The organism is Cellvibrio sp. KY-GH-1, assembly GCF_008806975.1.
In the GTDB taxonomy this organism is placed as follows: Bacteria; Pseudomonadota; Gammaproteobacteria; order Pseudomonadales; family Cellvibrionaceae; genus Cellvibrio.
Genome location: NZ_CP031728.1, coordinates 2,313,483 through 2,336,317, shown reverse-complemented (window position 1 = coordinate 2,336,317; position 22,835 = coordinate 2,313,483). Strand labels below are relative to the sequence as shown.

The following is a 22,835-nucleotide window of genomic DNA, read 5'->3' as shown; positions in this document are numbered from 1 at the left end:
TCTACAGGAAGGTGCTGTTGATCTTGGTTATGCTTGATTGCCGCGTCATCCTTTACACTTATTAAGTGGGTATTCTTGTATACCAGTGTTATATTTGCAATGACTATAAGATAGCAGCAGATAGATAATAATCCACGGGAGAAGCACGTGCGCCGCATATTTCAATGCAATCTATTCATTCTCTTAACGTTTTTTTTCACTTTCACAGTGCCAGTTCAAGCGGAAGATGGTTATGACCTTTGGCTGCGCTACCCGCCAGTGGTGGAGCCTAAATTACGCAAGGCCTACCAGCAGCAGCTGGGTGACATAGTGGTGGAAGCAGCTTCTCCGGTGCTGGTGGCGGCAACCAGCGAACTGCAGCGCGGTTTAGGTGGGTTGTTGACCAAGCCAATTGCCGTTGGCAAAAAGCTTACTAACAAGGCCTTGGTAATAGGCACCCCAGCTAACTCCCCGTTAATAGCCTCGTTGAATTTATCGACGCGCTTGGCGGTGTTAGGCAACGAAGGCTACTTAATTGAGCAGACGCAAATAAATAAGCGGGATGTAACCGTTATTGCCGCTAATTCCGACGTGGGTGTGCTTTACGGTAGTTTCCAGTTGCTGCGCCTATTGCAAACGCAACAATCCATTAAAAAAATTTCCTACACCAGTGTGCCCAGGTTGCAACACCGGGTGATTAATCATTGGGACAATTTGAACCGGGTGATTGAACGCGGTTACGCTGGTTTATCGTTATGGGATTGGGGAACATTGCCAGACTATAAATCGCAACGTTATGTGGATTATGCGCGCATCAATGCCTCGCTAGGTATTAACGGTACAGTGATCAATAATGTAAATGCAGACCCACGCGTATTGAGCGATCAATTTCTGCAAAAAATTGCTGCGCTTGCCGATGTATTTCGCCCGTACGGGATCAAGGTTTATTTGTCCATCAATTACAATTCCCCGCGATTATTTGGCGATTTGGAAACTGGCGATCCGCTTGATCCGCGCGTTGCGAAATGGTGGCAAGAGCGAACCAAAAAAGTCTACGAATACATTCCGGATTTTGGCGGTTACTTGGTGAAGGCTAATTCAGAAGGCCAGCCCGGCCCGCAGGATTACCAGCGCGATCACGCCGATGGTGCCAATATGCTCGCGGCCGCATTAAAGCCCTATGGTGGTGTCGTGTTTTGGCGGGCATTCGTCTATCACCCGGATATTGGCGATCGTTTCCGTGGTTCTTACGATGAATTCAAACCCCTGGATGGAAAATTTGCCGATAACGTTATCCTGCAAGTGAAAAATGGCCCCATCGATTTTCAACCGCGCGAACCTTATTCCGCGCTATTTTCCGCGATGGAAAAAACTAACATGATGATGGAATTCCAGGTCACGCAAGAGTATTTTGGTTTTGCTACACACCTTGCGTATCAGGGGCCATTGTTTGAGGAATCGCTGCGCACTGAAACCTATGCGAAAGGCGAAGGCTCGACGATAGGTAACATTCTGGAAGGAAAAGTATTTAACACTCAGCGTGCGGGCACAAAGCACACTGGTATGGCGGCAGTGATTAATCCGGGCACTGATCGCAACTGGACCGGTCATCCATTTATACAATCCAGCTGGTATGCGTTTGGTCGCATGGCGTGGGATCACCATATGTCTGCAGAGGCTGCCGCAGAAGAATGGTTGCGCATGACTTTCAGTAACGATAAAAAATTTATTGAGCCGGTAAAAAAAATGATGTTGAGCTCGCGCGAAGCGGGCGTTAATTATCGTTCACCACTTGGGTTAACCCATTTGTATTCCCAGGGCGATCATTATGGCCCTGCGCCCTGGACGGCAACTATGGAACGTGCCGATTGGAATGCAACCTATTACCATCGCGCCGCGAAAGACGGCATTGGCTTTAATCGCACGCAATCGGGTTCCAATGCCGTAGCACAATACCCACAAATTCTTGCTAAACAGTACGCTGATGTAAAAACAGTACCGGAAGATTTGTTGCTCTGGTTTCATCACGTAAGTTGGGATCACAAGATGCAATCCGGTCGTAGTCTGTGGGATGAATTGGTCCACAAATATTACGAGGGGGTAGAGCAGGTGCGCAGCATGCAGCATGAGTGGGATGCGCTCGAATCCTTTATTGATGCAGAACGTTTCGCACAAGTAAAAGCCTTACTGAAAGTGCAGGAACGCGATGCTGTGATCTGGCGTGATTCCTGTGTCCTTTATTTCCAAACGTTTTCCGGCAAGCCGATTCCAACGGGTTATGAGCAACCAAAGCATGATCTGGAATACTATAAAACCCTGGCGCGCACGCGCTATGTCCCCGAACCTTGGCATCCCGCCAGTTCCAGTCGCGTACTGAAATAAAACGCACGCCCCTAAACGCTGAATTAACCCTATCAAAAGTTATTTGCCCCCCAATTGGGGGGTAACTCTTTCGTTCATATTCGTTAATCTGCATTAACTTGCACCCACCTCACCTCTATCAAGATTAGTCATAGAAATATCGCTGTTATATAAGCATTGCTTTTGTCGAAACCTGTATTTACTTGGAATAAGTATCAGAAGGCTCTGAGGAGACGGCTATGAAAATAGTTAGCTTTTCGCTTGAAAACGGCAATCAATATTTTGGCAAAATCGACGGCCAGCGCTTTTATATCGGCAGTCGCGTTTCTTATGAGGGAAATAAGGGCCTGATGAATCTAAAGGGCACTGCCGTTCAGAAATACGACAGGAACCTGTATCGCGACACTTATGGGTTTTGGGCGGACTTCATTCATCCGACGGCGATTGCCGAAGGTGCACTGTTTCATACGTTAAATACTTACGACAAAGCTCATTTTACCTTTTCATTTTTGCAATACGCGGCTCATGTTCCCAACGGTGATTTTGTTGTCTACTTCCGAAAACTTTTAGCGTTACCGTTGGCGAAAGACTATTTTCCTGATCTATCTATTGTTAATAATAGAATTTGTAAAATGTCAGACCACGGCGCCATTCCAATAGAGTCTGATACATCGACTGAATTATTAATGGATTATTTAAATCCCTCGCTAAAAGAAGTTGAAGATACCGAAGTCATTCAAGCGGCCAAGTTTGTTCACTGGGCGCAAAACGACAAAGCCAACCGCGACGTGCAAATTGATATAGGTATCAATCACTTCAAAAATAAAATGCGGACCTATGCCACGCAATACCAACTGGATGGTGTCTTAGACACGGTTTGCTTTTTGGTGGCAGACATAAGGCACCAAGGCCGCGCCAAAACCCCCGCCATCATTGCTGCGCTACAAAGTCCAATACCTATCGAAGCCTTATTAAACCTCGGTGAACCAAAATATCACGAGCGCGTAAAAACACTGCGCGCGGAAATTAATCGGTTAACAACAGAGGGAACCTTTGGGGTGAGGAAATATAGTGTGGAGCGGGAGGAGTTTGTTTAGCATTTTGCAGCTAACACATTCAATAAATAGGGGAAAAAGATGGATGCTGAATCGCTCAATGTACTTCTACAATTTTACTCGTCTAACACTGCAAACGAAGCCAATCTTTGGATGATGTATGTTGCCGCAACGATTGCTTGTGCGGGATATGGTGTTACATCAAACACCCTTACAAGCATAAAAATGGCTGTTGCAGCGAGTATCGGCTTTTTAGCCTTTGCATATGGACAATACACCATGGTAAATGAAGCAATTTTTCTAAGGGAATTGCTTGTGATCAATCTTGCTCCTGCGAAAAGCAGTCCTATTGGTCCTTTTATTACGGAATTATCTGTGCGAGGGTTAACGATTCAAGGTGCGATTAAAACACATGCGGTGGTTGATGCATGCGTTGTGTTTCTAATTATGTATCGACCAGTCGCGGAGTTATTGAAGGTGTATTTGGAACGTCGAAAAGTAATGCCAACTTCGTTGATTGATAAGTAAATGTATTTTTGGTGTTTAAAAGGAAAATTTATGGCTACCCAGAATGAGATTTTAATAAAAGAATATGAGTCATTACGTACAGAAGTTGTTGATAGAGTAGGTATTGCATTTACCCAGCTCGGTTATTTTGGAGCCGTAGTTGCATTTGCATTTCCTGCTACAAAATCTACAGGTTTTGATCCTTGGGCTATTGGTTTGGCGGTGCTTGGAATGGTTTTGCTATTGCTGGTTTCAATTACTAATTGGGTGTGGGTTTCTAGAATTGCAGATCACTTACGTGTTCTCGAGGGAAAGATAACAGATGATTGCGGAGAGCTACCTCTTAAGTGGGAAAGGATAGCAAAGAAAATATCACTTTGGGTCCTAATCCCACCCAAAAAATACCCGAATGATAATATGATTTGTAAATGCTGTAAAAAATCCAAATAAGTGAACGACCTGCATTATCGCTTTCATCAGGTATCCCCTACGCATTCCGTGTTTTCCTAATCGCTCATCAGCCCTGCCTTGTACATAGACAAGGCAGTTAATCCCGCACAGCGATAATTTTATGGAAAGCATGGTTAACTTCCCTTAACTCAGGTAAGGTCGCGGCTAGCCATTGGTTAACCGTTGTTAGGTTTTGAAAAGCGGCTGGGATGCACAGCTATGTGCCAATTACTAGGTTGAATATAATTTATTAAGGTTGCGAGTATGTTGAACGGTAGAATCTTTTTTAAAGGGAACCCTTGGCCAGAAGGTCATCCGATTAAAAAATTTGAGCTAATCGCAAGAGAAATTAACGGCGATGTATGGTTTGCGGTTGAGCTGCAGAGTGAAAATTATTACTCGGAAAGGAATATCGACGATGATGAGAATTCTGAGTATGCAAGTGATTGGGAGGCGCCCATCGTGTGGGGTAATTTCCATCGGTGCTCAGTGTCCACCGATGAGTCGCAAGGTTTCAAAGTGTGTGCGGTGCCTGATTACAATAAGGAATTTCTTGATGGTTTTGAAGTAGAGGTAGATACCCACATCGATTTTGATGAGCATGAGTGGGATGATTTTACCTTTCGCATTTATTTGCTTGGGCATGACGCCGTAACAAAGCATAAATTCAGATTTGAGCGAATTGACGGTGGGGATCTTTTCAGGGTTATTTGGACGGGAAAGATTGCTCTGGCCTATGTGGGCGAATATGAATTCAAATATGATTTTTGCGCGGATATCTCAAATGTTCCCTTTCCCACACTAAATCCGGCCTCGTAACTATAGTGGCACTTGGGGTAGCTGGGGGTTTGCAAGTGGCTACCGAGTGCGCGTGCGGAGGTGGGCAGTAGGTAAGTTGAGATTTAACCTGAAGAGTTTCCAGAGCTTTTAACTACGATGAAAATGTATATGTTTTTTGTGTTCGCAGCGCTTGGCGTGAGCGCACCACCCGCATTGGCGAACTATCCCTGCCCAAGTGGCCCTGGGCCCGGTGAACAGCAAATCGGCGTTGGAGGTGGCTCCCATGGCGTTGCCGCCGTTCCTCTGTGCGTGGAAATTAACAATGGAGGAAGTAACGCTGGTGGTGAGTCTACGGCAGGTGGGTATGCGGGTTATAGATGCGACGGCTGCAATATTTTTACCGACCCCAATGCTCCGCCCAGTGAAGATGCCATCCGCACTGCTATCGAAAACGAAAAGCAGGCTGCCAGAACTTTGGAAATCCAAAAGAAATTGGCGGAATATGACGCAAAAGAGAAAAAACTGTTGGAAGGGCATCCTGCGCATAAAGCCTACATGCAAGGCGAGTGGAAAATTTTTCAAAGTAAAAAAGATTCCGCGCCCGGCGACAATTGCGTTGCCAGTTGGAGCAAAAAGGGTAGCTCGGTCAGTATTGTTGGGCCCGGTAAGGCATATCAAGGGGGTATGTTGATCTTCTTTAGCACGAACATTCCTCGGCCATTGAACACGCAAACGGTAGCCGTAACCCTTAAACAGTCGAAATACACACCGCAGTCGGTGAATGCGTTGAATTTCTCCATTCCGAATATTCAAGCCGGCGCGATCGGCCTCACCGTGCCAAACATAGATGCGGCGCTGAACACCATGCTGGATATAGAGCATTTTACTGTTGAAATGGATGGGCGTACTGTTGCAGATATTGATTGGACCGGTGGCTTGGCCGCACGAGACAAGTTGAGCCAATGTGTCAGTAAACGCTAGTAGGTGCGCTGAGGTTGCGCACAAGCCAATTAACTAAAGTGATATGAAATACTATGAGCGAAGAAATGGATTCTAAAGGGCTATCCCAAGACGCCAGGATAAAGTTAAGGGTAAATAACTTGTTTTTTACTATGGCTTTCTTAGGTTTTTTCGCTTTAGTGTTTCAGCTTCTTGCAAGGATTAGTCCTTTCTTTACCTGTTTAGGTTACCGCTACTTACAAACTGCGGTGAATACAATATTAAGGAATCAATGAACATCAACCAAATTTCAAATTACATTTTAATATGCGTGGTTCTTGTTGTTTTTACCGGCGCGGGTATGTATCTATTACACGAAAGGTACTATTCGGAGCAATGGAGCCAATTTTCTGGATATATAGTTGATGACGAGGAGCTAAGGGGGTTCTTCTCTTGTTCTGGGAGTGGCGGTATGAGTTTCACTGATATTGGCAATACTGGTATTTCAACTGAGTATCGTCATAGAAAAGCACAAATACGTGAGCCGATATATGTGGAATTTATAGGTAGGGTCGCTGGTGCTGGTGGTTCCGGTCGGGGGATGGCTGGCGAGCCATGGGAATAAAACGTAGAAATTAAAAGCTTAACGAGAATAGAGAAAATATTTCCAGAAAATTGCAAAGCAAAAAGACCTACTGAAATTACAATTAGGTTTGAATAAGGTTTTTAACAATTTACTTCGAAAACTAAGAGTGAATAAGATGAGCGTGTTTGAAAACTTCAAGCTCCTAAAAATGGATATGATTGAAAAGGGCTGGATTATTGATGCATTCCCATTCAAATTCAAAAATCATGACTACATCGTGTTAGCCAAGTTGTATGAGGAGGGTGAAAAAAAGCCCCAATACGCCCTCATGAAAGTGGAAATATTGAAACGCTACAATATTGATGAGCGCCTAATTGCCCCAGTAAATGTTAATGGCTTTCTCGTCGATGCAAAACTATTAAGAGAATTTTTCAATATAGAATATGGGGAAAACCTTGGTAACCTATTAAGTCAGTTTAATGAATATTTTTCCAAATTTATTCCAGCGCAAATGAATTTAGTTAAACCACAAGAACTTGAGCAAGCGATGATTTTATCTTTGTCAAAAAGTGATAGTCAGGATCCAAATAAATTGTATTGCTATGCGGTTAAAAGAAATCCTGAAGGTCAAAAAAGAACCCCTTTTAATGACAATAAAACTAGATTGCTCAGACCTAACTTATACTCGGAGTTTGAGAGCGATTCTTCGATAAGTTTCTGTTATTCCACTGATGTCAATGACGCAAAAATAGATGCTGAAATAATAGCGGGCTTTACTAACAGATAAAAATGTGTCATTGGTGTTAAAACATTGAATATAACAAGCGACTGTGATGTCAAAAGGCGGCAAACCGCCGCCTTTGCCTCTCTACATCGCCCCCTGTTTCCTAAGATGCCCATCAATCCTGCCCAGCACATAGGCAAGGCTGTTAATTGCGCGCGGTGGTAATTTTATTTGCTCGTTAACTTGCGCAAACAACAACTCTAATACACACGCCTGACTCCACAGCTGATAAATCGCATCATCATCCGTTTTGCTCGGCAAGGGCTTGGCGATGGCGGTGAGGAATTTGCCATCGGGCGAATGAATTTCCAGCCGGGATTGTTGGAAAAAAGTGTATTGGTTTTGATCGAGTTTAATAACGCAGGTAGCGGGGGGAACGAGGGGAGAAGTAACATTATCCATAATAAAAATCTCGTACAGGTTTTGTTTAAACCACCACCACAAGGTGAGATTTATGGGGGCGGACTGAACGGGGTTCTCACCACCGGCACAAAACCAACACCGGCCCACCCGAAGGTGGCCCCGCCCAGCCCGCCATAACAAAAGGCATAGCTGTACGAGGACACAAAATGCTCATCGCATCCTGTGCCGGCTTTGTGAACGGGGGTGAGAATCCCGGCTGCGGGACTTACCGCAGCGCGGGCAGGTTAGGGGATGAAGGTAGGGTTGTCAACGCAGCAAGGTAATGCGCTGTAATTTATGCTGGCGCTGAATGTGGCTATGGTCTTTAATCGAAGATAGTGGAACAAAGGAATTCTATAGGGCTCAATGTTCCACTGTTATGGATGCTAATCTTGGAGGAGCATTCAACATTATTTATATTACTCCGGAGCGACAAGCTGTGAGTGGTGTCGGTGTTTCAGAGTGGAGGTGAGCGAAAAGGAATTGGGTGTTCGCAGGTTGTTTTTTTTACAGTTGTTGCGTAGCTATTAATGACGAGTTAATGGGGTGTACATTAAAACTCTGGTTGTGGAAGTTGTTTGATCTCAAAGCCTAGAGTATTTTCTGGTTAATTACTGGCTATGGATTTTTACGGCGATAGCCATTCCATTTATTAGCTTGAATATGTTGATTAGCTTCCGCGGAAAAACGTGGCGTTGAAAAATTTCAGCAGTTCATAGTTCTGCTTAACCGGAGGTTAATATAAAATTTGATGGTCATTGTTTTTACTATGGTGAGTTTCTAAATGGGGTTTGTTAGGTTGATTTTTATTAATAAGGACTAAAAGCTTTTTTCGGTTATTGAATTGGATTATTGATCTCTTTAACAATTTAGTTCGACGGGTATTTTTATGTGAGTAATTTCAGTTAGTCCCGTGTTTCTGATTGAAATGCCAGTGCGTCAACTATTAAAGGAGGAGTCGAGGTGGTTGAAATTGAAAATGGAGTGGATCCTTTAACGGGAAAGCCACTTGGATGTTTTTTAAATACAGAAAAAGTTGTCCCCCAACTGGATTTTTTGACGACTTTAGTAGATTTTTCAGAATCATCGCGTGCCATTATTGAAGGGCAGCACAATTTAGATAAATTAGCCCTGATTTCAGTAGTTAAAGGTGACAGTAGAATAGTCGAGAGTTTTGGCTCATTAATCTACTTAACACCTGAAGACTTTATTTCCGATACATTTTTTTATAAAGAAAAAAGTCGTACCGCGCAAAAAGTGTTGTACCACATTAGGCATCGCGCATATAAAAGTGGCGTTTTAGTAATTGTTGATAACTGTAATGATATTAATATCAGAGCTCTGGAGAGGTTCAAAAATTACTTAAATGAATCAGGGGGACTTGCGAGGTCAAAGTCTAAATTAGTACTTTTATCAAAAAAAGGTGCTCGCATCCGGGGGGGCGCATGTCATGAGGAGCCTTTACCAGTTAATTCTATCGGGTCAGCAGTATTTAGCTTTAAACCTTCAAAAGCTAACGCAACTGAAGTTGCTCAGGTTATTTCTGAATTTTGTCAGCTTTACAAAGACCTGACTGGCGATAGCATATCAATTGAAGGTGTCTATAGTGAGTTCGTCGGTTTGGAGGACAAACGATAATGTCTTTCAAAAATTTTGAGAGCGAAGATAAGGTTGTTTATGTGGAGTTGTCAGGCAGTAATCCTGATCAATGGAAAAGAGTTGGTGAAACCCTAGTCGGTCTTCTCGAGAAACTATCAAGTAAAATTGATGTAGTTTCGGGCATCGAAGCTTCTTCTTCCGGCGAAGTTGCAAAGGATATATCCAAAATTGCTAACAGATGGGCAAAGGAAAAATTAGACGCCCCATCGTTACAAAATGACTCTTTAAAAGCTGATATTCTTAAGAAGATGGCAGAAGCCGAGAGAACGAGAAGTGAAGCTCATAAGATTAACAGCGAAATTAGGAATAAGGAGGTTTTGGTTGCGTTGGAAGCGATGGAGAGATTAATTGAAATTCAACAAAAAATGTCCCTTTTAGGGATAGAAATTCATAAAGCCTACCCACAGAAAATGCCAACGGAAGTTGCTGCTAACCTTAACAACATAATCCCGCCTGCCGCTGATAGCGGTTGCTGATTTTACGCGTTACAAAATTTATAAGGAATCTTATGTCCACCCCTAAAGTATTCATATCTTATTCGCACGATTCTCAAGACCATAAAAAATGGGTTCTAGATTTAGCTACTAGACTTAGAAATAACGGTATAGATGCAATAATTGATCAGTGGGAATTACGTCCTGGGGATGACCTTCCTCATTTTATGGAAACTCACTTGACGGATTCCGATTATGTGGTGATGGTCTGTACAGAAAATTACGTTGAAAAAGCCAATAAAGGAACTGGCGGTGTCGGCTATGAAAAAATGATTATAACAGCTGATCTGCTTTCTAATATTGACTCCAATAAGATAATTCCAATTATTCGACAATTCGGCACTAGTAATGTGCCTACCTTTATTAGAACTAAATTATTTCTAAATTTTTCAAATAATAATGAGTACGAATTTTGTTTCGATGAGCTTGTTCGAACGTTTCATGATGCCCCTCTTTTTAAGAAGCCTGAGATTGGTAATAACCCATTTACAACAGTTGAAAGCAATTTGGTGGAAAGGACGGGGGATCCCATGCGAGAAGTCATGGAGTTTATTGTTTCTGATTTTGAAGATGGTAAAGATTTTACCTATTACAAAGTATTAGTTGGATCGATAAAAATGTCACGGGTGATGCTAGATATTGTGATCGCTGATGCTGAAAGTAGAGGCTATATATCCCGCGACTTTGACGGTGATATTGTTTTGCGGCCAGAAGGAAAAAAATACGCAGTGCAGTATAAGTTGGTAAATTTATGACGCGACAATAGATGAACTAATTGTTTTTTGAGAGATTCATTTTGGTCGATTTCTTTGCGGGCTAACATTTACGTAGTAAATGCCTCACTTATAGTCAGAATAGTTATTGAATGCCATCAGATAAAAATCCCGGCTGTAAAAGGAATACTTTGATGGCGCAGTTGGTATTGCTATTGGCTTTTTGTTTTTAGTGGCGGGGTATTACATCAGCAAATATCTCGCCCCTTACTGAGTAACCCGAAAGTTGGTGATCAAATTCAAAACGTACTACTAACCACCCCAGCCCCTACCACCTTAGCCTCTATCGTTTTCCCGCTCGATAAATTCTTCACCCGAATAATTTCCCCTTCTCCTCCTTTCTCCAATGCCTCACCCGGCATGGAGGCGGAAATGCCATCGCGGTTGGCGATGATTTTTATTTTTTCGCCGCGTTTTATTAATTGCGGTTGGTCGATTAAATCCGGGCTGAGGATTTGATTGGCGCGGATGCGGCGCTTGGCGCCCATGTTGGTGACTTGGTCGAGGCGGTGGTAGAAGCCGCGGGGGCTGCGGGTGATGTCGTTTTCTTGCAGTTTTAGTTGGTTGCGTTGAATGGTGTCGCCGCGATTGATCACACTGGTGCTGATAACGACCGGTAAAAATAATTGCACATCGCTGCTGACTTTTATGAGCCAGCCTTTAGCGCCGGCACATTCCAGTGTTAATTGTTGGCGAGCGAGTTTTGTTGTGGAGCCGCCGCTCACGTGAATTTCTGTGGGGCAGGGGGCGAGTTGTTGGGTGCGAGTGAGTGGGGTGTTTTCTATTGCCAGACGCAGGCCTTGCCAACCATTTTCTTTGGCCTGTTGGTTCATCAGGGTTTGTAGATGTTGATGAATTGCCTGATCGATTTGTTGCTCAAGTGTTTGTTCTGCTTTTTGCCCCGGTTTTTCTCCTGCAATCGCACAAGTCGATAGTGCGACGAGGAAAATAAAAGGGGAAATTTTACTTCCGCCTGTTTTTCCCCTTTGGTTCCCATGCGGAAATGTCGCTGACATTTTTGCGCAATATCTTTTTAAAAAATCCAATGAAATCAATTTGATAAGCCTCGTTTAGTCTCTGGGCATGGTTCCTGCTAAAGCTGTGCCATATCACTCCCTATGAGCGTTTGGATTATGAGTATAGATATTGATAAGGCCCTGGGTGTGCACGCACAGGCGCTCGATTTGCGTGTGCAGCGCAGCGAGATTCTTGCGGCGAACCTCGCCAATGAAGATACGCCCGGCTTTCAGGCGCGCGATCTGGATTTTGCGCGCGAGCTGCAACGTGCGGATTCGCCGTTTGATATTGGCGACATCAGTGCGAGTGCAGATGGAAAAGCTGTTCCGCAATTGATGTATCGCACACCCATGCAGGCATCGCTGGATGGCAACACCGTGGACCTGAGCATGGAGCAATCCAATTTTTCCAAAAACTCGATGGATTTCCAAACCAGCCTGACCTTTCTGAACATGAAATTTCAAGGCTTAAAACAAGCAATAGAAGGGCGCTGATTATGGCTTTTGATGCAATTTATAAAATCGCCGGCTCGGCGATGGGCGCGCAAACCGTTCGCCTGAACACCATCGCCAGTAACCTGGCTAACGCCGATTCTGCGGCAACTCGCCCGGAGGATGTGTACCAGGCGCGCAAGCCGGTATTCGCGGCGATTTACAACAACGACCAGATGACGCGCAGCTTGGGAATGGGCGGTGCCAGTGTGCAGGTGTTGGATGTAATTACCGCTGGCAATGAGCCGCAGCGCCGCTACGAACCCAACAACCCCATGGCCGATCGCGATGGCTATGTCTTCTACGCCGATATCAACCAGATCGAAGAAATGACCGACATGATGGCGGCCACGCGCAACTACGAAACCAACGTGGAAGTGCTCAATCGCGTGAAAGGCATGCAGCAGGGTTTGCTGAAGTTGGGAGAAGCCTGATGACCACAGTTTCGAATAACACCTCGGCGAACAATTCCTACGGTATCGACCAAGTAGCTGCGAACACGGTGAATGTGAGCGATGCCACGCAAATGGAAAACAACTTCATCAGTTTGATGGTCGCGCAGATCCAGAATCAGGACCCGACCAAGCCCATCGACAGCACCGAGTTCCTCAACCAGTTTTCGGCCATGAGCCAGGTGAAGAGCATGGAAAACATGACCAGCCTGAGCAAAAGCAACCTGGTGTTGATGGATAACCTGCAAACCCTGACTGCTGCTGGATTGGTTGGGCAGGAAGTGAAAGTGGCGGTGGATAGCCTGCAATTGGGCACTGAATCGGTAAAAGGCCAGCTCAAGTTGGAACATGCAGCGGGCGCGGTGGAAATAAAACTCACCGATGTGAATGGCGTGAGTAAAACCATTCAGTTGGGTTCACAAGCACCGGGTTTGGTGCCGGTGGAATTCAATCCCGCCGCGCTGGGGTTATCACCCGGTAAATACACCCTGGAAATCACCAGCGACAGTGGCGAATACCCGACCCTGGAAGTTAATGGTCTGGTGAGCAATGTGCGCGTGAGTGCCGATGGCCCGGTGCTGGAAGTGGCCGGTGCCGGTGCAGTGCCTTTCTACAAAATTACGGAATTCGGTCAGGCTCCGCTTGCCGGGTTGCTTTAGTCAAACCTTGAGGAGAAACCCATGAGTTTTAATATCGCCCTGACCGGCCTGAGCGCCGTCAATGACCAACTGGACACCATCAGCAACAACATCGCCAACGTCGGTACTACCGGCTTTAAATCCTCGCGCACCGAGTTCGGCAGCATCTACGCCGACAGCCAGGCGATGGGTGTGGAAGTACTGGGCCAAACCCAAAGTATCAGCAAGGGTGGCTCCTTGGTATCGACCGGTCGCGACCTGGATCTGGCGATTTCCGGCGGTGGATTCTTTGTAACCAAAGCCTCTACCGGCAACCTGAATTACACCCGCGCCGGTGTATTTGGCACCGACAAAAACAATTTCATCACCAGTGCTGGCGGCCAGCGTTTGCAGGGTTATCCGATTGATGCCAACGGCAATCTGCTCACCGGCACCATGAGTGACCTGCAATTGCAAAACTCCAACCTGCCGGCGAAAGCGACAGACTCGCTCGCCTTTGTGATGAACCTGGATGCCAATGAAACGGTGCCCACAGTGGCGCCGTTTAACCCGGCCGATGCCGATACCTTTAACTCCACTTACACCACCAAGGTGTTCGATTCGCAAGGTAAAGAGCACACCCTGACCCAGTATTTCGTGAAGACCGGCGCCAACACCTGGAACAGCCACTACTACGCCGATGGCGCCGCCGTGGGTGCCCCGCAAGCGCTGACGTTCAATACCGCTGGCCAGCTTACGGCCCCGGCGGCGCCAGTAACCGTCACCTTTACCCCGGCCGGGGTTGACCCGGTGGCGGTAGCGATTGACTACAACCGCTCCACCCAAACTGGCTCCAACTTTGTGGTAACAACCAACCGCGCCACCGGCTATGCCTCTGGTGAGCAAATTGGTATCGCGGTTGAGAAAGACGGAAAAGTCTACGCCAACTACAGCAATGGCGAGCGCATGTTACAGGGCCAGGTAGCGCTGGCGAACTTCGCTAATCTGGGCGGATTGCAAAACGAAAGTGGTACCAACTGGAGCGAAACCTCCGAATCGGGTGCCCCGTTGATTGGCATTCCCGGTATCGGTGTATTTGGCGAGCTGAGAACCGGTGCGCTGGAAAACTCCAACGTGGATTTGACCCAGCAACTGGTCGGTTTGATGGAAAGCCAACGCAACTATCAAGCGAACACCAAGGTGCTCTCTACCGATAAAGAACTGACCCAAGTGCTGTTTGGCGCAATCTAGGAAAGGCCTTGGGCCAAGTCCTTAACGGTAAAAAATCAAAGGTAAACATTTATGGATCGCCTCGGCTATACCGCCATGACTTCTGCCAGCCGCACGCTGATGTCCATGCAGGTGCGCGCTAACAATCTGGCTAACGCCAGCACCGACGGCTTTCGCGCCGACCTGGAGCAGGCGCGCGCTGCCAGTGTGAAAGGCTACGGTTACGACAGTCGCCATATGGCGCTGGCGCAAAACAACGGTGTGGATCTCACCCCCGGCGCCCTGATTGCCACGGGTCGCGACCTGGATTTTGCCATCCAGGGCCAGGGCTTGATCGCGCTGGAAAGCGGCAATGGCGAGGTCTACACCCGCAACGGCAATATGCAGATAGACGCCTCCCAGCGCCTGACTATTAATGGTCGTGCGGTACTGGGCGAGGGCGGCCCGATTGTGTTGCCGGAATACGACAGCGTGCATATCGGCTCCGACGGTGTGGTGTCGATTAAGCCACGCGGCGAAACCCTGATGGCGGAAGTGGATCGCATCAAGCTGGTGGATGTGCCGGCGGCGGATCTCGCCAAAGACGAGCAGGGCATGTTGGTCACCAAAAGCGGTGCGCTGGCCGAGCCGAGCGATACCGTGGTGCTGAGCTCCGGCCATTTGGAATCCAGCAACGTCTCCGCGATTGAAGAGCTGGTGGCGTCCATGAGTTTGAATCGCCTGTTTGAAACCCAGGTCAAGATGATGAAAGCGGCGGAAGACCTTTCCAACGCCGGTAACCGCATGATCCGTGGCAGCTAATCGTAAGAGGAGAAGAGTTATGAGTTCAGCATTATGGGTCAGTAAAACTGGCCTGGCCGCGCAAGACAAGGCCATGGCGACCATCGCCAACAACCTCGCTAACGTCAACACCACCGGCTTTAAAAGCGACCGCGCGGTATTTGAAGATTTGTTCTACGCCATCGAACTGCAACCGGGTGCGCAAGCGGATCAGGTCAATACTGTGCCCTCTGGCATCCAACTGGGCAGTGGCGTGCGCATCGCCGGTACCCAGAAAGTGTTTACCGAAGGCAACGTACAAACTACCGGTCAGCCGATGGATTTAGCGATTATCGGCAGCGGTTTCTTCCAGGTGGAAGCGCCTTCGGGTGAAGTCCTCTATACCGAAAGCGGCCAACTGCAATTGAACGCTGAAGGCGTCATGGTAAACGCGCAAGGGCTGCCATTAGTGCCTGCAATTGAAGTCCCTGCCGGTGCCAGCCGTTTTACCGTGGGTAGCGACGGTGTGGTCACTGCCGTGTTGCCGGGCGATACCAATCCAGTCGAGTTGGGCCAAATCACGCTGGTGAATTTCGTTAACCCGGCGGGTTTGGAAGCCCTGGGTGGCAACCTCTACAAGCAAACCGTGGCCAGCGGTGAGCCGGTAGAAGGCGTGGCGGGTGAGGAAGGTTTGGGCACCATCAAGCAGGGTGTATTGGAAGGTTCCAACGTGCAGGTGGTGGAAGCCATGGTGTCCATGATCGCCATCCAACGCGCTTATGAAGCTAACGCAAAAGTGTTGGATGCCTCTTCCAGCATGCAGCAATTCCTCAACCAAAACGTGTGAGTCGTTGTTGATGAAATCATTCGCCTCGCTGTTCACTTTTCCGGTCGCTTTGTTCGCCGTGCTTACTCTGAGTGGTTGTCAGCATTACGCCAAAGTGACTGGCGAAGACACCGACGACTACCAGCCGCCCGCCCTGGATTACAGTCAGCCGGCGGCCAGTCGTGGTGGCTTGTTTCGCTCTGGCTATTCCTCGGGTTCACTGCTGCAAGACAAACGCGCCTTGCGCGTGGGCGACATACTCACCATCGTGTTGGATGAGTCCACCCAATCCAGCAAAAGCGCCGGCACCAGCTACGGCAAATCCTCTGATGTGGGCATAGGTGTGCCGCGTGTGCTGGGCAAAGATTACCCGGATGCGGAAACCTCCATTTCCAGCTCGCGCGACTTTAGCGGCTCGGCCGAAAGTTCCCAGCAAAATGCCCTGCGCGGCGCCATTGCGGTGACTGTGCATCAGGTGTTGCCCAACGGCACATTGTTCGTTAAAGGCGAGAAAACCCTGAAGTTGAATCAGGGCGATGAATTTATTCGGTTAAGCGGTTTGGTGCGCCTGGACGATATCGACAACAACAACCAGATCAGCTCGCGCAATGTGGCCAATGCCCGTATTTCCTATGCCGGGCGCGGCGCGCTGAGCGAAAGCAACCAGGCTGGTTGGCTGACCCGTTTCTTTACCAATCCATTGTTCCCGCTCTGATCAATGCCGGGCCTGGAGCCAGAATTTATGCGTATTTCTCTTTCTTATTGTCGCCTCGCCGCTGGTGCCTTGTTGCTGGCGATGCTGTTTATCAAACCCGCGCACGCGGTGCCGCTGATGGATGTGGTGGATATCGAAGGTATCCGCACCAATCAGCTGGTCGGCTATGGATTGGTAGTTGGTCTGGATGGTACCGGCGATAAAAACCAGGTGAAATTCACCAGCCAATCCACCGTAAACATGGTCAAGCAATTCGGTATCAACCTGCCGCCGAATGTGGACCCCAAATTGAAAAACGCGGCCGCGGTGATGGTGACGGCAACCATCCCACCGTCTTACGGGCCGGGCCAAAAAATTGATGTGACCGTTTCTTCACTGGGCGATGCGAAAAGCCTGCGCGGCGGGCAATTGTTGATGACCCCATTGATGGGTGTGGATGGTGAGACCTATGCGCTGGCGCAGGGTGCGCTCATCGTCGGCGGGTTAAATGCCCAGGGAGCAAGCGGCTCCAGCGTGGCGATCAACACCGCCAATACTGGTTTGATTCCCAGTGGTGCAACGGTTGAACGCTCCATCGCCACCGATTTTGCCGAGCGCAAAGACATTATGTTGAACATCCGCGAACCCAGTTTCCAAACCGCCACCAAAGTGGCGACGGCGATCAACAACAAGTTCGGCGCGAATGTCGCCACCGCGTTAAATGGCACCCAGGTTTCCTTGCAGGCGCCGCTCTCTGCCAACCAGCGCACCAGTTTCGTGGCCATGCTGGAAATGCTGGAAGTAGACACCGGGCGAGTGCGTCCGAAAGTCGTGTTCAACAGCCGCACCGGCACTGTGGTAGTGGGCGAAGGCGTGCGTGTCAAAGCCGCCGCCGTAGCTCATGGGTCGCTGACCGTGACCATTAATGAATCCTCGCAAGTCAGCCAGCCGGGGGCCTTTTCACGCGGCCAAACGGCGGTAACGCCGCAGTCGGATATCGCCGTAGACCAGGAAGCCAACGCCATGTTCAAGTGGCCGGAAGGCGCGAGTCTGGACAGCATTATCAGCACCGTTAACAGCCTGGGCGCCACCCCGGATGATGTGATGAGCATCCTGCAGGCGCTGGAAAAAGCCGGCGCCCTGAATGCTGAATTGATTGTGATTTAAAGAAATCTCCCCCGGCCCCTCTTAGCTACGCGCCCCGTTTCAAAGAGGGGAGTCAAGGCTCCTCCCTTTGAAAAAGGGAGGCTGGGGAGGGATTAAAAAAACAGGAACATGTTCGATGAGTATCGTCTCCCTCAATAACTCCACGAATCCATTGGCTGCCAGCAGCCAGATTGCCGGACAGTCTGTAAATGGACAGAAGCCAGCGCTGGATATGGCCGCCGAACAGTTCGAAGCCATGTTCTTACAGCAAGTGCTCAAGCAAATGCGCAAGGCGGGTGATGTGCTGGCGGCGGACAACCCGCTGCGCAGCCGTGAAATGGACACCATGCGCGATTTTTACGACGGCGTGCTCTCCGAAACCCTGGCGGGCAAGCGCCAAACCGGTATCGCCGACATGCTGGTCAAGCAGCTTTCCGGTAATTCCACTGCCTCATCCTCAACTCAGCCGCTCTCGGTTGTTGAAGCCGGTGAACAAGCACAAACCGCCGCTGTGCCCGAGCGTCGCTCAGCGGCTATGGATTCCAACGCATTCAGCCTTGGCAACCTGCGTTCTAGTTGGCAGCGCGGAGTCGCGCTTGGAATTGATGGTTTGGAGAACATTTGGGACAAAGGTTCGGCCCGCTTTAAAACGCTGGTGGATTCAGTGATTAACCAGGAGTCCGGCGGCAAGGTGGATGCGGTTTCCAACAAAGGCGCGCTCGGCATTATGCAATTGATGCCCGACACCGCACGCCAGATGGCGCTGGAGTTGGGGGTGCAGTTCAACCTTAATCGCCTCACGCGTGATGCCGACTACAACAGGCAATTGGGTACCGCCTTTTTGGGCAAGATGCTGGAGCGCTATGACGGCGAGCAAGCACTGGCCCTGGCCGCCTACAACGCCGGCCCCGCGCGGGTGGATGAATGGCTGGAGCGCAACGGCGACCCGCGCCTTGGGCAGATCAGTATGTCCAGCTGGGTGCGTCAAATTCCGTTCAAGGAAACTCGCGAATACACCAGCCGTATTCTGTCCGAGCTGAGTCAATCGGCGCCTGAAAACTCGGTGCAAATTCCTGTTTCTTCAGGAGAAAAATCATTTAATCGCGCCGCCAATCCGGTCGCCTTGAATGAAGTAATAGAGACTTATCGCCCATCGTCCGATGCCCAGCCGTGGCGCTCTTTCACCTTCGGTGAAACCCTCGGCGAATAGGCGCTAGCGCCCGGCGACCAACAGGATAGAACACTATGTCACTTTATAACCTCGGTTTAAGCGGAGTGCGTGCAGCCCAGGTGGGTATCGCCACCACCGGCCAGAATATCGCCAACGTCAACACGCCCGGTTTTAGCCGTTTGCATACCGTGACCCAATCGTTGGCTGGCCCCGGTGGCTTGAATGTTGGGGGTGGGGTAGAGGTGAGCAGCATCCGCCGCATGGCGAGTGACTTTCAAAATCAGCAGCTCTGGCGTGCCACGACCGAGCAAAACTATTACGGCGCTCGTCAGGATTATCTCACCGCCCTTGAGTCACTTATGTCCGGCGAAGGCTCCAGTATCAGTATCGGCCTGGACCAGTTTTTTGCCGCACTCAGCGAAGCCAGCGCAACACCTAATTCCATCGCCCTGCGCCAGCAAGTGCTGGCCGAAGCGGGCAACCTGGCTCAGCGCTTCAACGGCTTGAGCAGCAATATCAACGCGCAGGTGATGGCGCTGCACGAACAACGCACCGCGATGTCCGCGGAAATCAACGGCCTGACGGATAACATCGCCAAGCTCAACAAGAAGATTGTGGAGACCGAAGCGGTCAAGGGTGATACCACCGCATTGCGCGATCATCGCGACAGCCTGGTGAAAGACCTCAGCAAATTTGCTTCGATTCGCGTCAACGAAACTCCTGACGGCGGGCTCAATGTGTCCCTTTCCAATGGCCAGCCGCTGGTATCGGGTATTTCTGCCGGCCAGTTGCAAATCAGTGTTTTGGCAACTGGCGAACAGCAAGTCTCCCTGGCGTTTTTGGGAACCACTTTCCCGCTCAAACAAGATGGTTTCGGTGGTGGTTTTGGTGGCCTGTATGACACAGAATACAGTGACCTACGCCCGACCATGGATGCCCTGCATGAAATGGCGGACCAGTTTGCGACCAAGATAAATAGCACCTTGCTCACCGGGTTTGACCTGGCCGGCAACCCTGGAACCGCACTGCTAACTTACGACCCAACCAGCGCTACCAAACTCTTGCAGGTGAATGCCTTAACCCCGGAAGCGTTGGCTTTTTCCGATACATCCGGTGAGACCGGCAACAACGAGGTATTGCTAGATCTGCTCGCGATTAAAAACCAGAACATCACGGTAAACGGCAGCTCGGTCAGTTTGAACGACGCCTATACCGGGTTGCTCGGAAAGGTCGCCAGCGACAGTCGCCAGAACCAGGCGGATTTGAAATCCACCACGACTGTGACCCAACAGGCGCAATCCCAGCGCGACAGCGTCAGCGCGGTGAGCCTGGATGAAGAGGCGGTCAGCCTTATGACCTATCAGCAGGCCTATCAGGCCAATATGAAAGTGATCTCCACCGCCAACCAATTATTTGATGACATGCTGGCTGCCTTCTAAGGCTGGTCGCGCAGGAATCCAAGGGGTACAGAATGCGTATTACCAATCCACAAATTACCGCCACCATGCACAACTCCATGAATGGGAATTCGGCCCAGTTGGGCAAAATTATGCAGCAGTTGGCGACCAACAAGCGCATGTTGTTGCCGTCGGATGATCCCATTGCCAGCGTAAGGGTCATGCGCGTACAGCGCGAAGAGGCGAGCCTGGATCAATACAGCAAGAATATCGACAACGTGTCCGCCAGCCTGTCAACGCAGGAGGTGAACCTCAAGTCCATCTCTAACGTAATACTCAATGTGCGCGACCGTTTGCTCTGGGCAGCGAATGGTTCTAATACCAGTGAAGACCTGGCGGCCATTGCCGGTGAGTTGGAAAATCTGGAAAAAACCCTTTTTACGGCAACTAACGTGCGCGATGAAGAGGGGCGCTATTTATTCTCTGGCACCTTAAGCGATACCCAGGCGGTTACTTATGACGGCGTGACTGAAACCTATTCGGTGACCGGCAATGACAAGTATCGCCAGGCGGCGGTTGCCAACGGCGTATTGGTGGAAGAGAACGTAACGGCCATGAACATCTTCGGCGCCGGCATGAATATGCTCAACGAGCTGCACGCGGTAGTAACCATGCTCAAAGACCCGCTGCTCAGTGCCTCTGACCCGGCAGTCGGGGCGCAAATCCGAACTACAATTGATCAGTTGGATGTAACCCACAGTGACCTGCTGGGCAACATCACCGAGCTGGGCGGCCGTCAGAATACCCTGACATTACTCAGCAATAGCAATGATGAAGTTTCGCTGGTTAACCAGAAGATTGAAGGCGAGTTGTCGCAATTGGATTACGCCGGCGCGACTATCGACTTGAACAACTATCAACTGGCGTTGCAGGCCACCCAAAAGACCTATTTGAAAATCAATGAGCTTTCGCTCTTCAGTTTGTTATGAGTAAGTAGCGAGTAAGCGAGGCTTGCTGGTAGCAGGTGACAATGGATGAAAATCGACAAACAGACCGCAATCTCCAGCGCGCTTGAGACCAGCAGTCAGGCCTATAGCCGCACGCGCCTGAACCCCGCGCCGGGGCGCAATGCGACTGCCCCTGCGCAGGATGCCAGTTCAGTGGAGGCGGGGGCCGCTGAAGCGCGGCAAACGGCAAGACCATCGGGCAACAGCGGTGGTTTTAACTTGCAGCTCAACCAACAGCTGTCGTCCATGCAGGCAACCGACCGCTACCTGGGGGATTTGGCGGAGCAGTTGTCGTCGCTCAACCTCAGCATCAGTCGTCAGCTAAGCTCATCCTTTACCAATGAGCGCGATGCGATCAGCAAAGGTTTGCAGCAAGTTAACAGCCTGCTGGGTGAGCGCAGTAAACGCACCAGCCAAAGTCTGGATGCAAATTTTATCCTGCGCCTTAACGAACCCCTACGCAGCCGCTTTACCCTGCCGGGAATGGAGTCGCTGGAAGCGGTTAAACGCTCGGGTAAAGAGACTCTGGTCATTACCGGTGGGCGCGCCTTACCGGAACCTCTGGCGGTCGTGCTGGATGATGGCATGAGCGACGAGCAACTGTTGCGCAACCTCAATGCCGGACTCGGTAGCGCAGGAATTCGCGTTGAGCTGGATGCGCAGGGCGCGCTGAAATTCTCTATGCCGGAAAATGACTGGCAGGCGTTAAAGAACCAGCTACGGGTAAATGGCGATGGCAAACTCTTCCCGGTTACCGGTAGCCAGATCAGTCCAAAGGAGGAGGGTTTGTTGGGTTTTGATCCCAACCTGACCCAGGCTCAAACCCAGGAAAGCCAGCGCGAACTGCGCCAGTTACTGGACTCAGTAGTCGCCGCACTGGATCGTATTGGCACTTTGCGCCAGCAACTCAGCCAACGTCAGGATGATGTACGCGAATTTCTCGCCCGCCAGGAAAGCCAGGATGAAAAACAATGGGCGCTCAATTTTGCGAGCGCGGTGTTTAACATCAATGGGCGCAAGGCTTCCAGCTATTCGGTAGTGGCGCACACGGTGATTGCACAGGCGCAACTCTCGCGCTTTGCAGTGGTAAGCCTGCTGTCTTGATTTGATTCATTAACACCTATTTAGAAAACCCGACTCTGGATCGGGTGCGGGTCTGTTCACGCCTACAAAAAGGCGGCGACCACGACAATATCAACTACGCAAAAGAGGTTTACATCATGAGCGGCCTTGAATCGCGCTCCCATGACATGAGTGCG

25 protein-coding genes are annotated in these 22,835 nt (G+C 49.4%); 23 read left to right on the top strand and 2 right to left on the bottom strand.

Annotation, left to right across the window (positions count from 1 at the left end; genetic code table 11):
• The first annotated feature begins 147 nt into the window (after positions 1-147).
• From D0C16_RS10135 to D0C16_RS10105, 8 genes are all read left to right on the top strand, one after another.
• Positions 148-2,361, top strand: a complete 2,214-nt coding sequence (locus D0C16_RS10135) for an alpha-glucuronidase family glycosyl hydrolase (protein WP_225318974.1) — start codon at positions 148-150, stop codon at positions 2,359-2,361.
• 218 nt (positions 2,362-2,579) lie between these two features.
• The gene (locus D0C16_RS10130; protein WP_151032275.1) at positions 2,580-3,437 is read left to right on the top strand and encodes a hypothetical protein; all 858 of its coding nucleotides are present in this window, start codon (positions 2,580-2,582) and stop codon (positions 3,435-3,437) included.
• Positions 3,438-3,476: 39 nt separating this feature from the next.
• Positions 3,477-3,923 carry a hypothetical protein gene (locus D0C16_RS10125; protein WP_151032274.1) on the top strand — a complete coding sequence of 149 codons (447 nt, stop codon included), beginning with the start codon at positions 3,477-3,479 and terminating at the stop codon, positions 3,921-3,923.
• A 30-nt stretch (positions 3,924-3,953) separates the two neighbouring features.
• Positions 3,954-4,352: a hypothetical protein gene (locus tag D0C16_RS10120; RefSeq protein ID WP_151032273.1), complete on the top strand. Its 399-nt coding sequence runs from the start codon at positions 3,954-3,956 to the stop codon at positions 4,350-4,352.
• Between the two features lie 264 nt (positions 4,353-4,616).
• A complete protein-coding gene (locus tag D0C16_RS10115; protein WP_151032272.1) occupies positions 4,617-5,171 on the top strand; it encodes a hypothetical protein in 555 nt (184 codons plus the stop codon).
• Positions 5,172-5,300: 129 nt separating this feature from the next.
• On the top strand, positions 5,301-6,113 hold the full coding sequence (locus D0C16_RS10110) for a hypothetical protein (RefSeq protein WP_151032271.1): 813 nt from the start codon (positions 5,301-5,303) through the stop codon (positions 6,111-6,113).
• 430 nt (positions 6,114-6,543) lie between these two features.
• The gene (locus D0C16_RS24010) at positions 6,544-6,696 is read left to right on the top strand and encodes a hypothetical protein (protein WP_191968684.1); all 153 of its coding nucleotides are present in this window, start codon (positions 6,544-6,546) and stop codon (positions 6,694-6,696) included.
• 136 nt (positions 6,697-6,832) lie between these two features.
• Positions 6,833-7,444 (top strand): DUF6037 family protein, encoded by a 612-nt coding sequence (locus D0C16_RS10105; RefSeq protein ID WP_151032270.1) that lies wholly within the window; start codon positions 6,833-6,835, stop codon positions 7,442-7,444.
• 81 nt (positions 7,445-7,525) lie between these two features.
• Here D0C16_RS10105 and D0C16_RS10100 read toward each other — a convergent pair whose 3' ends face one another.
• Positions 7,526-7,843: a hypothetical protein gene (locus D0C16_RS10100; protein WP_151032269.1), complete on the bottom strand. Its 318-nt coding sequence runs from the start codon at positions 7,841-7,843 to the stop codon at positions 7,526-7,528.
• Positions 7,844-8,806: 963 nt separating this feature from the next.
• On the opposite strand from D0C16_RS10100, the gene D0C16_RS10095 reads away from it, so the two are divergent.
• The 3 genes from D0C16_RS10095 to D0C16_RS10085 are packed head-to-tail and all read left to right on the top strand — an operon-like array spanning position 8,807 to position 10,751.
• The gene (locus D0C16_RS10095) at positions 8,807-9,481 is read left to right on the top strand and encodes a hypothetical protein (RefSeq protein ID WP_151032268.1); all 675 of its coding nucleotides are present in this window, start codon (positions 8,807-8,809) and stop codon (positions 9,479-9,481) included.
• Entirely contained in the window at positions 9,481-9,978 is a 498-nt protein-coding gene (locus D0C16_RS10090; RefSeq protein WP_151032267.1) for a hypothetical protein, read from the top strand. Before D0C16_RS10095 ends, D0C16_RS10090 begins: the two co-directional genes overlap by 1 nt.
• A 32-nt stretch (positions 9,979-10,010) precedes the next feature.
• Entirely contained in the window at positions 10,011-10,751 is a 741-nt protein-coding gene (locus tag D0C16_RS10085; RefSeq protein ID WP_151032266.1) for a toll/interleukin-1 receptor domain-containing protein, read from the top strand.
• A 257-nt stretch (positions 10,752-11,008) separates the two neighbouring features.
• Here the strand turns inward: D0C16_RS10085 and flgA are convergent, their stop codons facing one another.
• Positions 11,009-11,785 carry a flagellar basal body P-ring formation chaperone FlgA gene (gene flgA / locus D0C16_RS10080; RefSeq protein WP_151032265.1) on the bottom strand — a complete coding sequence of 259 codons (777 nt, stop codon included), beginning with the start codon at positions 11,783-11,785 and terminating at the stop codon, positions 11,009-11,011.
• 117 nt (positions 11,786-11,902) lie between these two features.
• Here flgA and flgB point away from each other — a divergent pair, with 117 nt between their 5' ends.
• The 12 genes from flgB (at position 11,903) to D0C16_RS10020 (ending at position 22,680) form a co-directional block, all read left to right on the top strand.
• Entirely contained in the window at positions 11,903-12,280 is a 378-nt protein-coding gene (gene flgB, locus D0C16_RS10075; RefSeq protein WP_151032264.1) for a flagellar basal body rod protein FlgB, read from the top strand.
• A gap of 2 nt (positions 12,281-12,282) precedes the next feature.
• Positions 12,283-12,711: a flagellar basal body rod protein FlgC gene (gene flgC, locus D0C16_RS10070; RefSeq protein ID WP_151032263.1), complete on the top strand. Its 429-nt coding sequence runs from the start codon at positions 12,283-12,285 to the stop codon at positions 12,709-12,711.
• On the top strand, positions 12,711-13,388 hold the full coding sequence (gene flgD / locus D0C16_RS10065; RefSeq protein ID WP_151032262.1) for a flagellar hook assembly protein FlgD: 678 nt from the start codon (positions 12,711-12,713) through the stop codon (positions 13,386-13,388). Before flgC ends, flgD begins: the two co-directional genes overlap by 1 nt.
• A 21-nt stretch (positions 13,389-13,409) precedes the next feature.
• Positions 13,410-14,597, top strand: a complete 1,188-nt coding sequence (flgE, locus tag D0C16_RS10060) for a flagellar hook protein FlgE (RefSeq protein WP_151032261.1) — start codon at positions 13,410-13,412, stop codon at positions 14,595-14,597.
• A 51-nt stretch (positions 14,598-14,648) separates the two neighbouring features.
• Positions 14,649-15,377: a flagellar basal body rod protein FlgF gene (locus D0C16_RS10055; protein WP_151032260.1), complete on the top strand. Its 729-nt coding sequence runs from the start codon at positions 14,649-14,651 to the stop codon at positions 15,375-15,377.
• Between the two features lie 19 nt (positions 15,378-15,396).
• Entirely contained in the window at positions 15,397-16,182 is a 786-nt protein-coding gene (gene flgG, locus D0C16_RS10050) for a flagellar basal-body rod protein FlgG (RefSeq protein ID WP_151032259.1), read from the top strand.
• A 10-nt stretch (positions 16,183-16,192) separates the two neighbouring features.
• The gene (flgH, locus tag D0C16_RS10045) at positions 16,193-16,876 is read left to right on the top strand and encodes a flagellar basal body L-ring protein FlgH (RefSeq protein WP_191968683.1); all 684 of its coding nucleotides are present in this window, start codon (positions 16,193-16,195) and stop codon (positions 16,874-16,876) included.
• 27 nt (positions 16,877-16,903) lie between these two features.
• Positions 16,904-18,022, top strand: a complete 1,119-nt coding sequence (locus D0C16_RS10040; protein WP_151032258.1) for a flagellar basal body P-ring protein FlgI — start codon at positions 16,904-16,906, stop codon at positions 18,020-18,022.
• A gap of 115 nt (positions 18,023-18,137) precedes the next feature.
• Positions 18,138-19,211 carry a transglycosylase SLT domain-containing protein gene (locus D0C16_RS10035; protein WP_151032257.1) on the top strand — a complete coding sequence of 358 codons (1,074 nt, stop codon included), beginning with the start codon at positions 18,138-18,140 and terminating at the stop codon, positions 19,209-19,211.
• A 35-nt stretch (positions 19,212-19,246) separates the two neighbouring features.
• On the top strand, positions 19,247-20,611 hold the full coding sequence (gene flgK / locus D0C16_RS10030) for a flagellar hook-associated protein FlgK (protein ID WP_151032256.1): 1,365 nt from the start codon (positions 19,247-19,249) through the stop codon (positions 20,609-20,611).
• Between the two features lie 32 nt (positions 20,612-20,643).
• Positions 20,644-21,558 (top strand): flagellar hook-associated protein FlgL, encoded by a 915-nt coding sequence (flgL, locus tag D0C16_RS10025; RefSeq protein WP_151032255.1) that lies wholly within the window; start codon positions 20,644-20,646, stop codon positions 21,556-21,558.
• 45 nt (positions 21,559-21,603) lie between these two features.
• The gene (locus D0C16_RS10020) at positions 21,604-22,680 is read left to right on the top strand and encodes a hypothetical protein (protein WP_151032254.1); all 1,077 of its coding nucleotides are present in this window, start codon (positions 21,604-21,606) and stop codon (positions 22,678-22,680) included.
• Positions 22,681-22,835 lie beyond the last annotated feature (155 nt).

Excerpts from the sequence above, each read along its gene's own strand:
- D0C16_RS10110 (WP_151032271.1), top strand. The coding sequence starts at position 5,301 with ATGTTTTTTGTGTTCGCAGCGCTTGGCGTGAGCGCACCACCCGCATTG.
- D0C16_RS10100 (WP_151032269.1), bottom strand. The coding sequence starts at position 7,843 with ATGGATAATGTTACTTCTCCCCTCGTTCCCCCCGCTACCTGCGTTATT.
- D0C16_RS10035 (WP_151032257.1), top strand. The coding sequence starts at position 18,138 with ATGAGTATCGTCTCCCTCAATAACTCCACGAATCCATTGGCTGCCAGC.
- flgE (WP_151032261.1), top strand. The coding sequence starts at position 13,410 with ATGAGTTTTAATATCGCCCTGACCGGCCTGAGCGCCGTCAATGACCAA.
- D0C16_RS10040 (WP_151032258.1), top strand. The coding sequence starts at position 16,904 with ATGCGTATTTCTCTTTCTTATTGTCGCCTCGCCGCTGGTGCCTTGTTG.
- flgK (WP_151032256.1), top strand. The coding sequence starts at position 19,247 with ATGTCACTTTATAACCTCGGTTTAAGCGGAGTGCGTGCAGCCCAGGTG.
- flgB (WP_151032264.1), top strand. The coding sequence starts at position 11,903 with ATGAGTATAGATATTGATAAGGCCCTGGGTGTGCACGCACAGGCGCTC.
- flgA (WP_151032265.1), bottom strand. The coding sequence starts at position 11,785 with ATGTCAGCGACATTTCCGCATGGGAACCAAAGGGGAAAAACAGGCGGA.
- flgD (WP_151032262.1), top strand. The coding sequence starts at position 12,711 with ATGACCACAGTTTCGAATAACACCTCGGCGAACAATTCCTACGGTATC.
- D0C16_RS10055 (WP_151032260.1), top strand. The coding sequence starts at position 14,649 with ATGGATCGCCTCGGCTATACCGCCATGACTTCTGCCAGCCGCACGCTG.
- D0C16_RS10115 (WP_151032272.1), top strand. The coding sequence starts at position 4,617 with ATGTTGAACGGTAGAATCTTTTTTAAAGGGAACCCTTGGCCAGAAGGT.
- flgG (WP_151032259.1), top strand. The coding sequence starts at position 15,397 with ATGAGTTCAGCATTATGGGTCAGTAAAACTGGCCTGGCCGCGCAAGAC.
- D0C16_RS10020 (WP_151032254.1), top strand. The coding sequence starts at position 21,604 with ATGAAAATCGACAAACAGACCGCAATCTCCAGCGCGCTTGAGACCAGC.
- D0C16_RS10130 (WP_151032275.1), top strand. The coding sequence starts at position 2,580 with ATGAAAATAGTTAGCTTTTCGCTTGAAAACGGCAATCAATATTTTGGC.
- D0C16_RS10090 (WP_151032267.1), top strand. The coding sequence starts at position 9,481 with ATGTCTTTCAAAAATTTTGAGAGCGAAGATAAGGTTGTTTATGTGGAG.
- D0C16_RS10120 (WP_151032273.1), top strand. The coding sequence starts at position 3,954 with ATGGCTACCCAGAATGAGATTTTAATAAAAGAATATGAGTCATTACGT.
- D0C16_RS24010 (WP_191968684.1), top strand. The coding sequence starts at position 6,544 with ATGAGTTTCACTGATATTGGCAATACTGGTATTTCAACTGAGTATCGT.
- flgH (WP_191968683.1), top strand. The coding sequence starts at position 16,193 with ATGAAATCATTCGCCTCGCTGTTCACTTTTCCGGTCGCTTTGTTCGCC.
- D0C16_RS10085 (WP_151032266.1), top strand. The coding sequence starts at position 10,011 with ATGTCCACCCCTAAAGTATTCATATCTTATTCGCACGATTCTCAAGAC.
- D0C16_RS10105 (WP_151032270.1), top strand. The coding sequence starts at position 6,833 with ATGAGCGTGTTTGAAAACTTCAAGCTCCTAAAAATGGATATGATTGAA.
- D0C16_RS10125 (WP_151032274.1), top strand. The coding sequence starts at position 3,477 with ATGGATGCTGAATCGCTCAATGTACTTCTACAATTTTACTCGTCTAAC.
- flgC (WP_151032263.1), top strand. The coding sequence starts at position 12,283 with ATGGCTTTTGATGCAATTTATAAAATCGCCGGCTCGGCGATGGGCGCG.
- flgL (WP_151032255.1), top strand. The coding sequence starts at position 20,644 with ATGCGTATTACCAATCCACAAATTACCGCCACCATGCACAACTCCATG.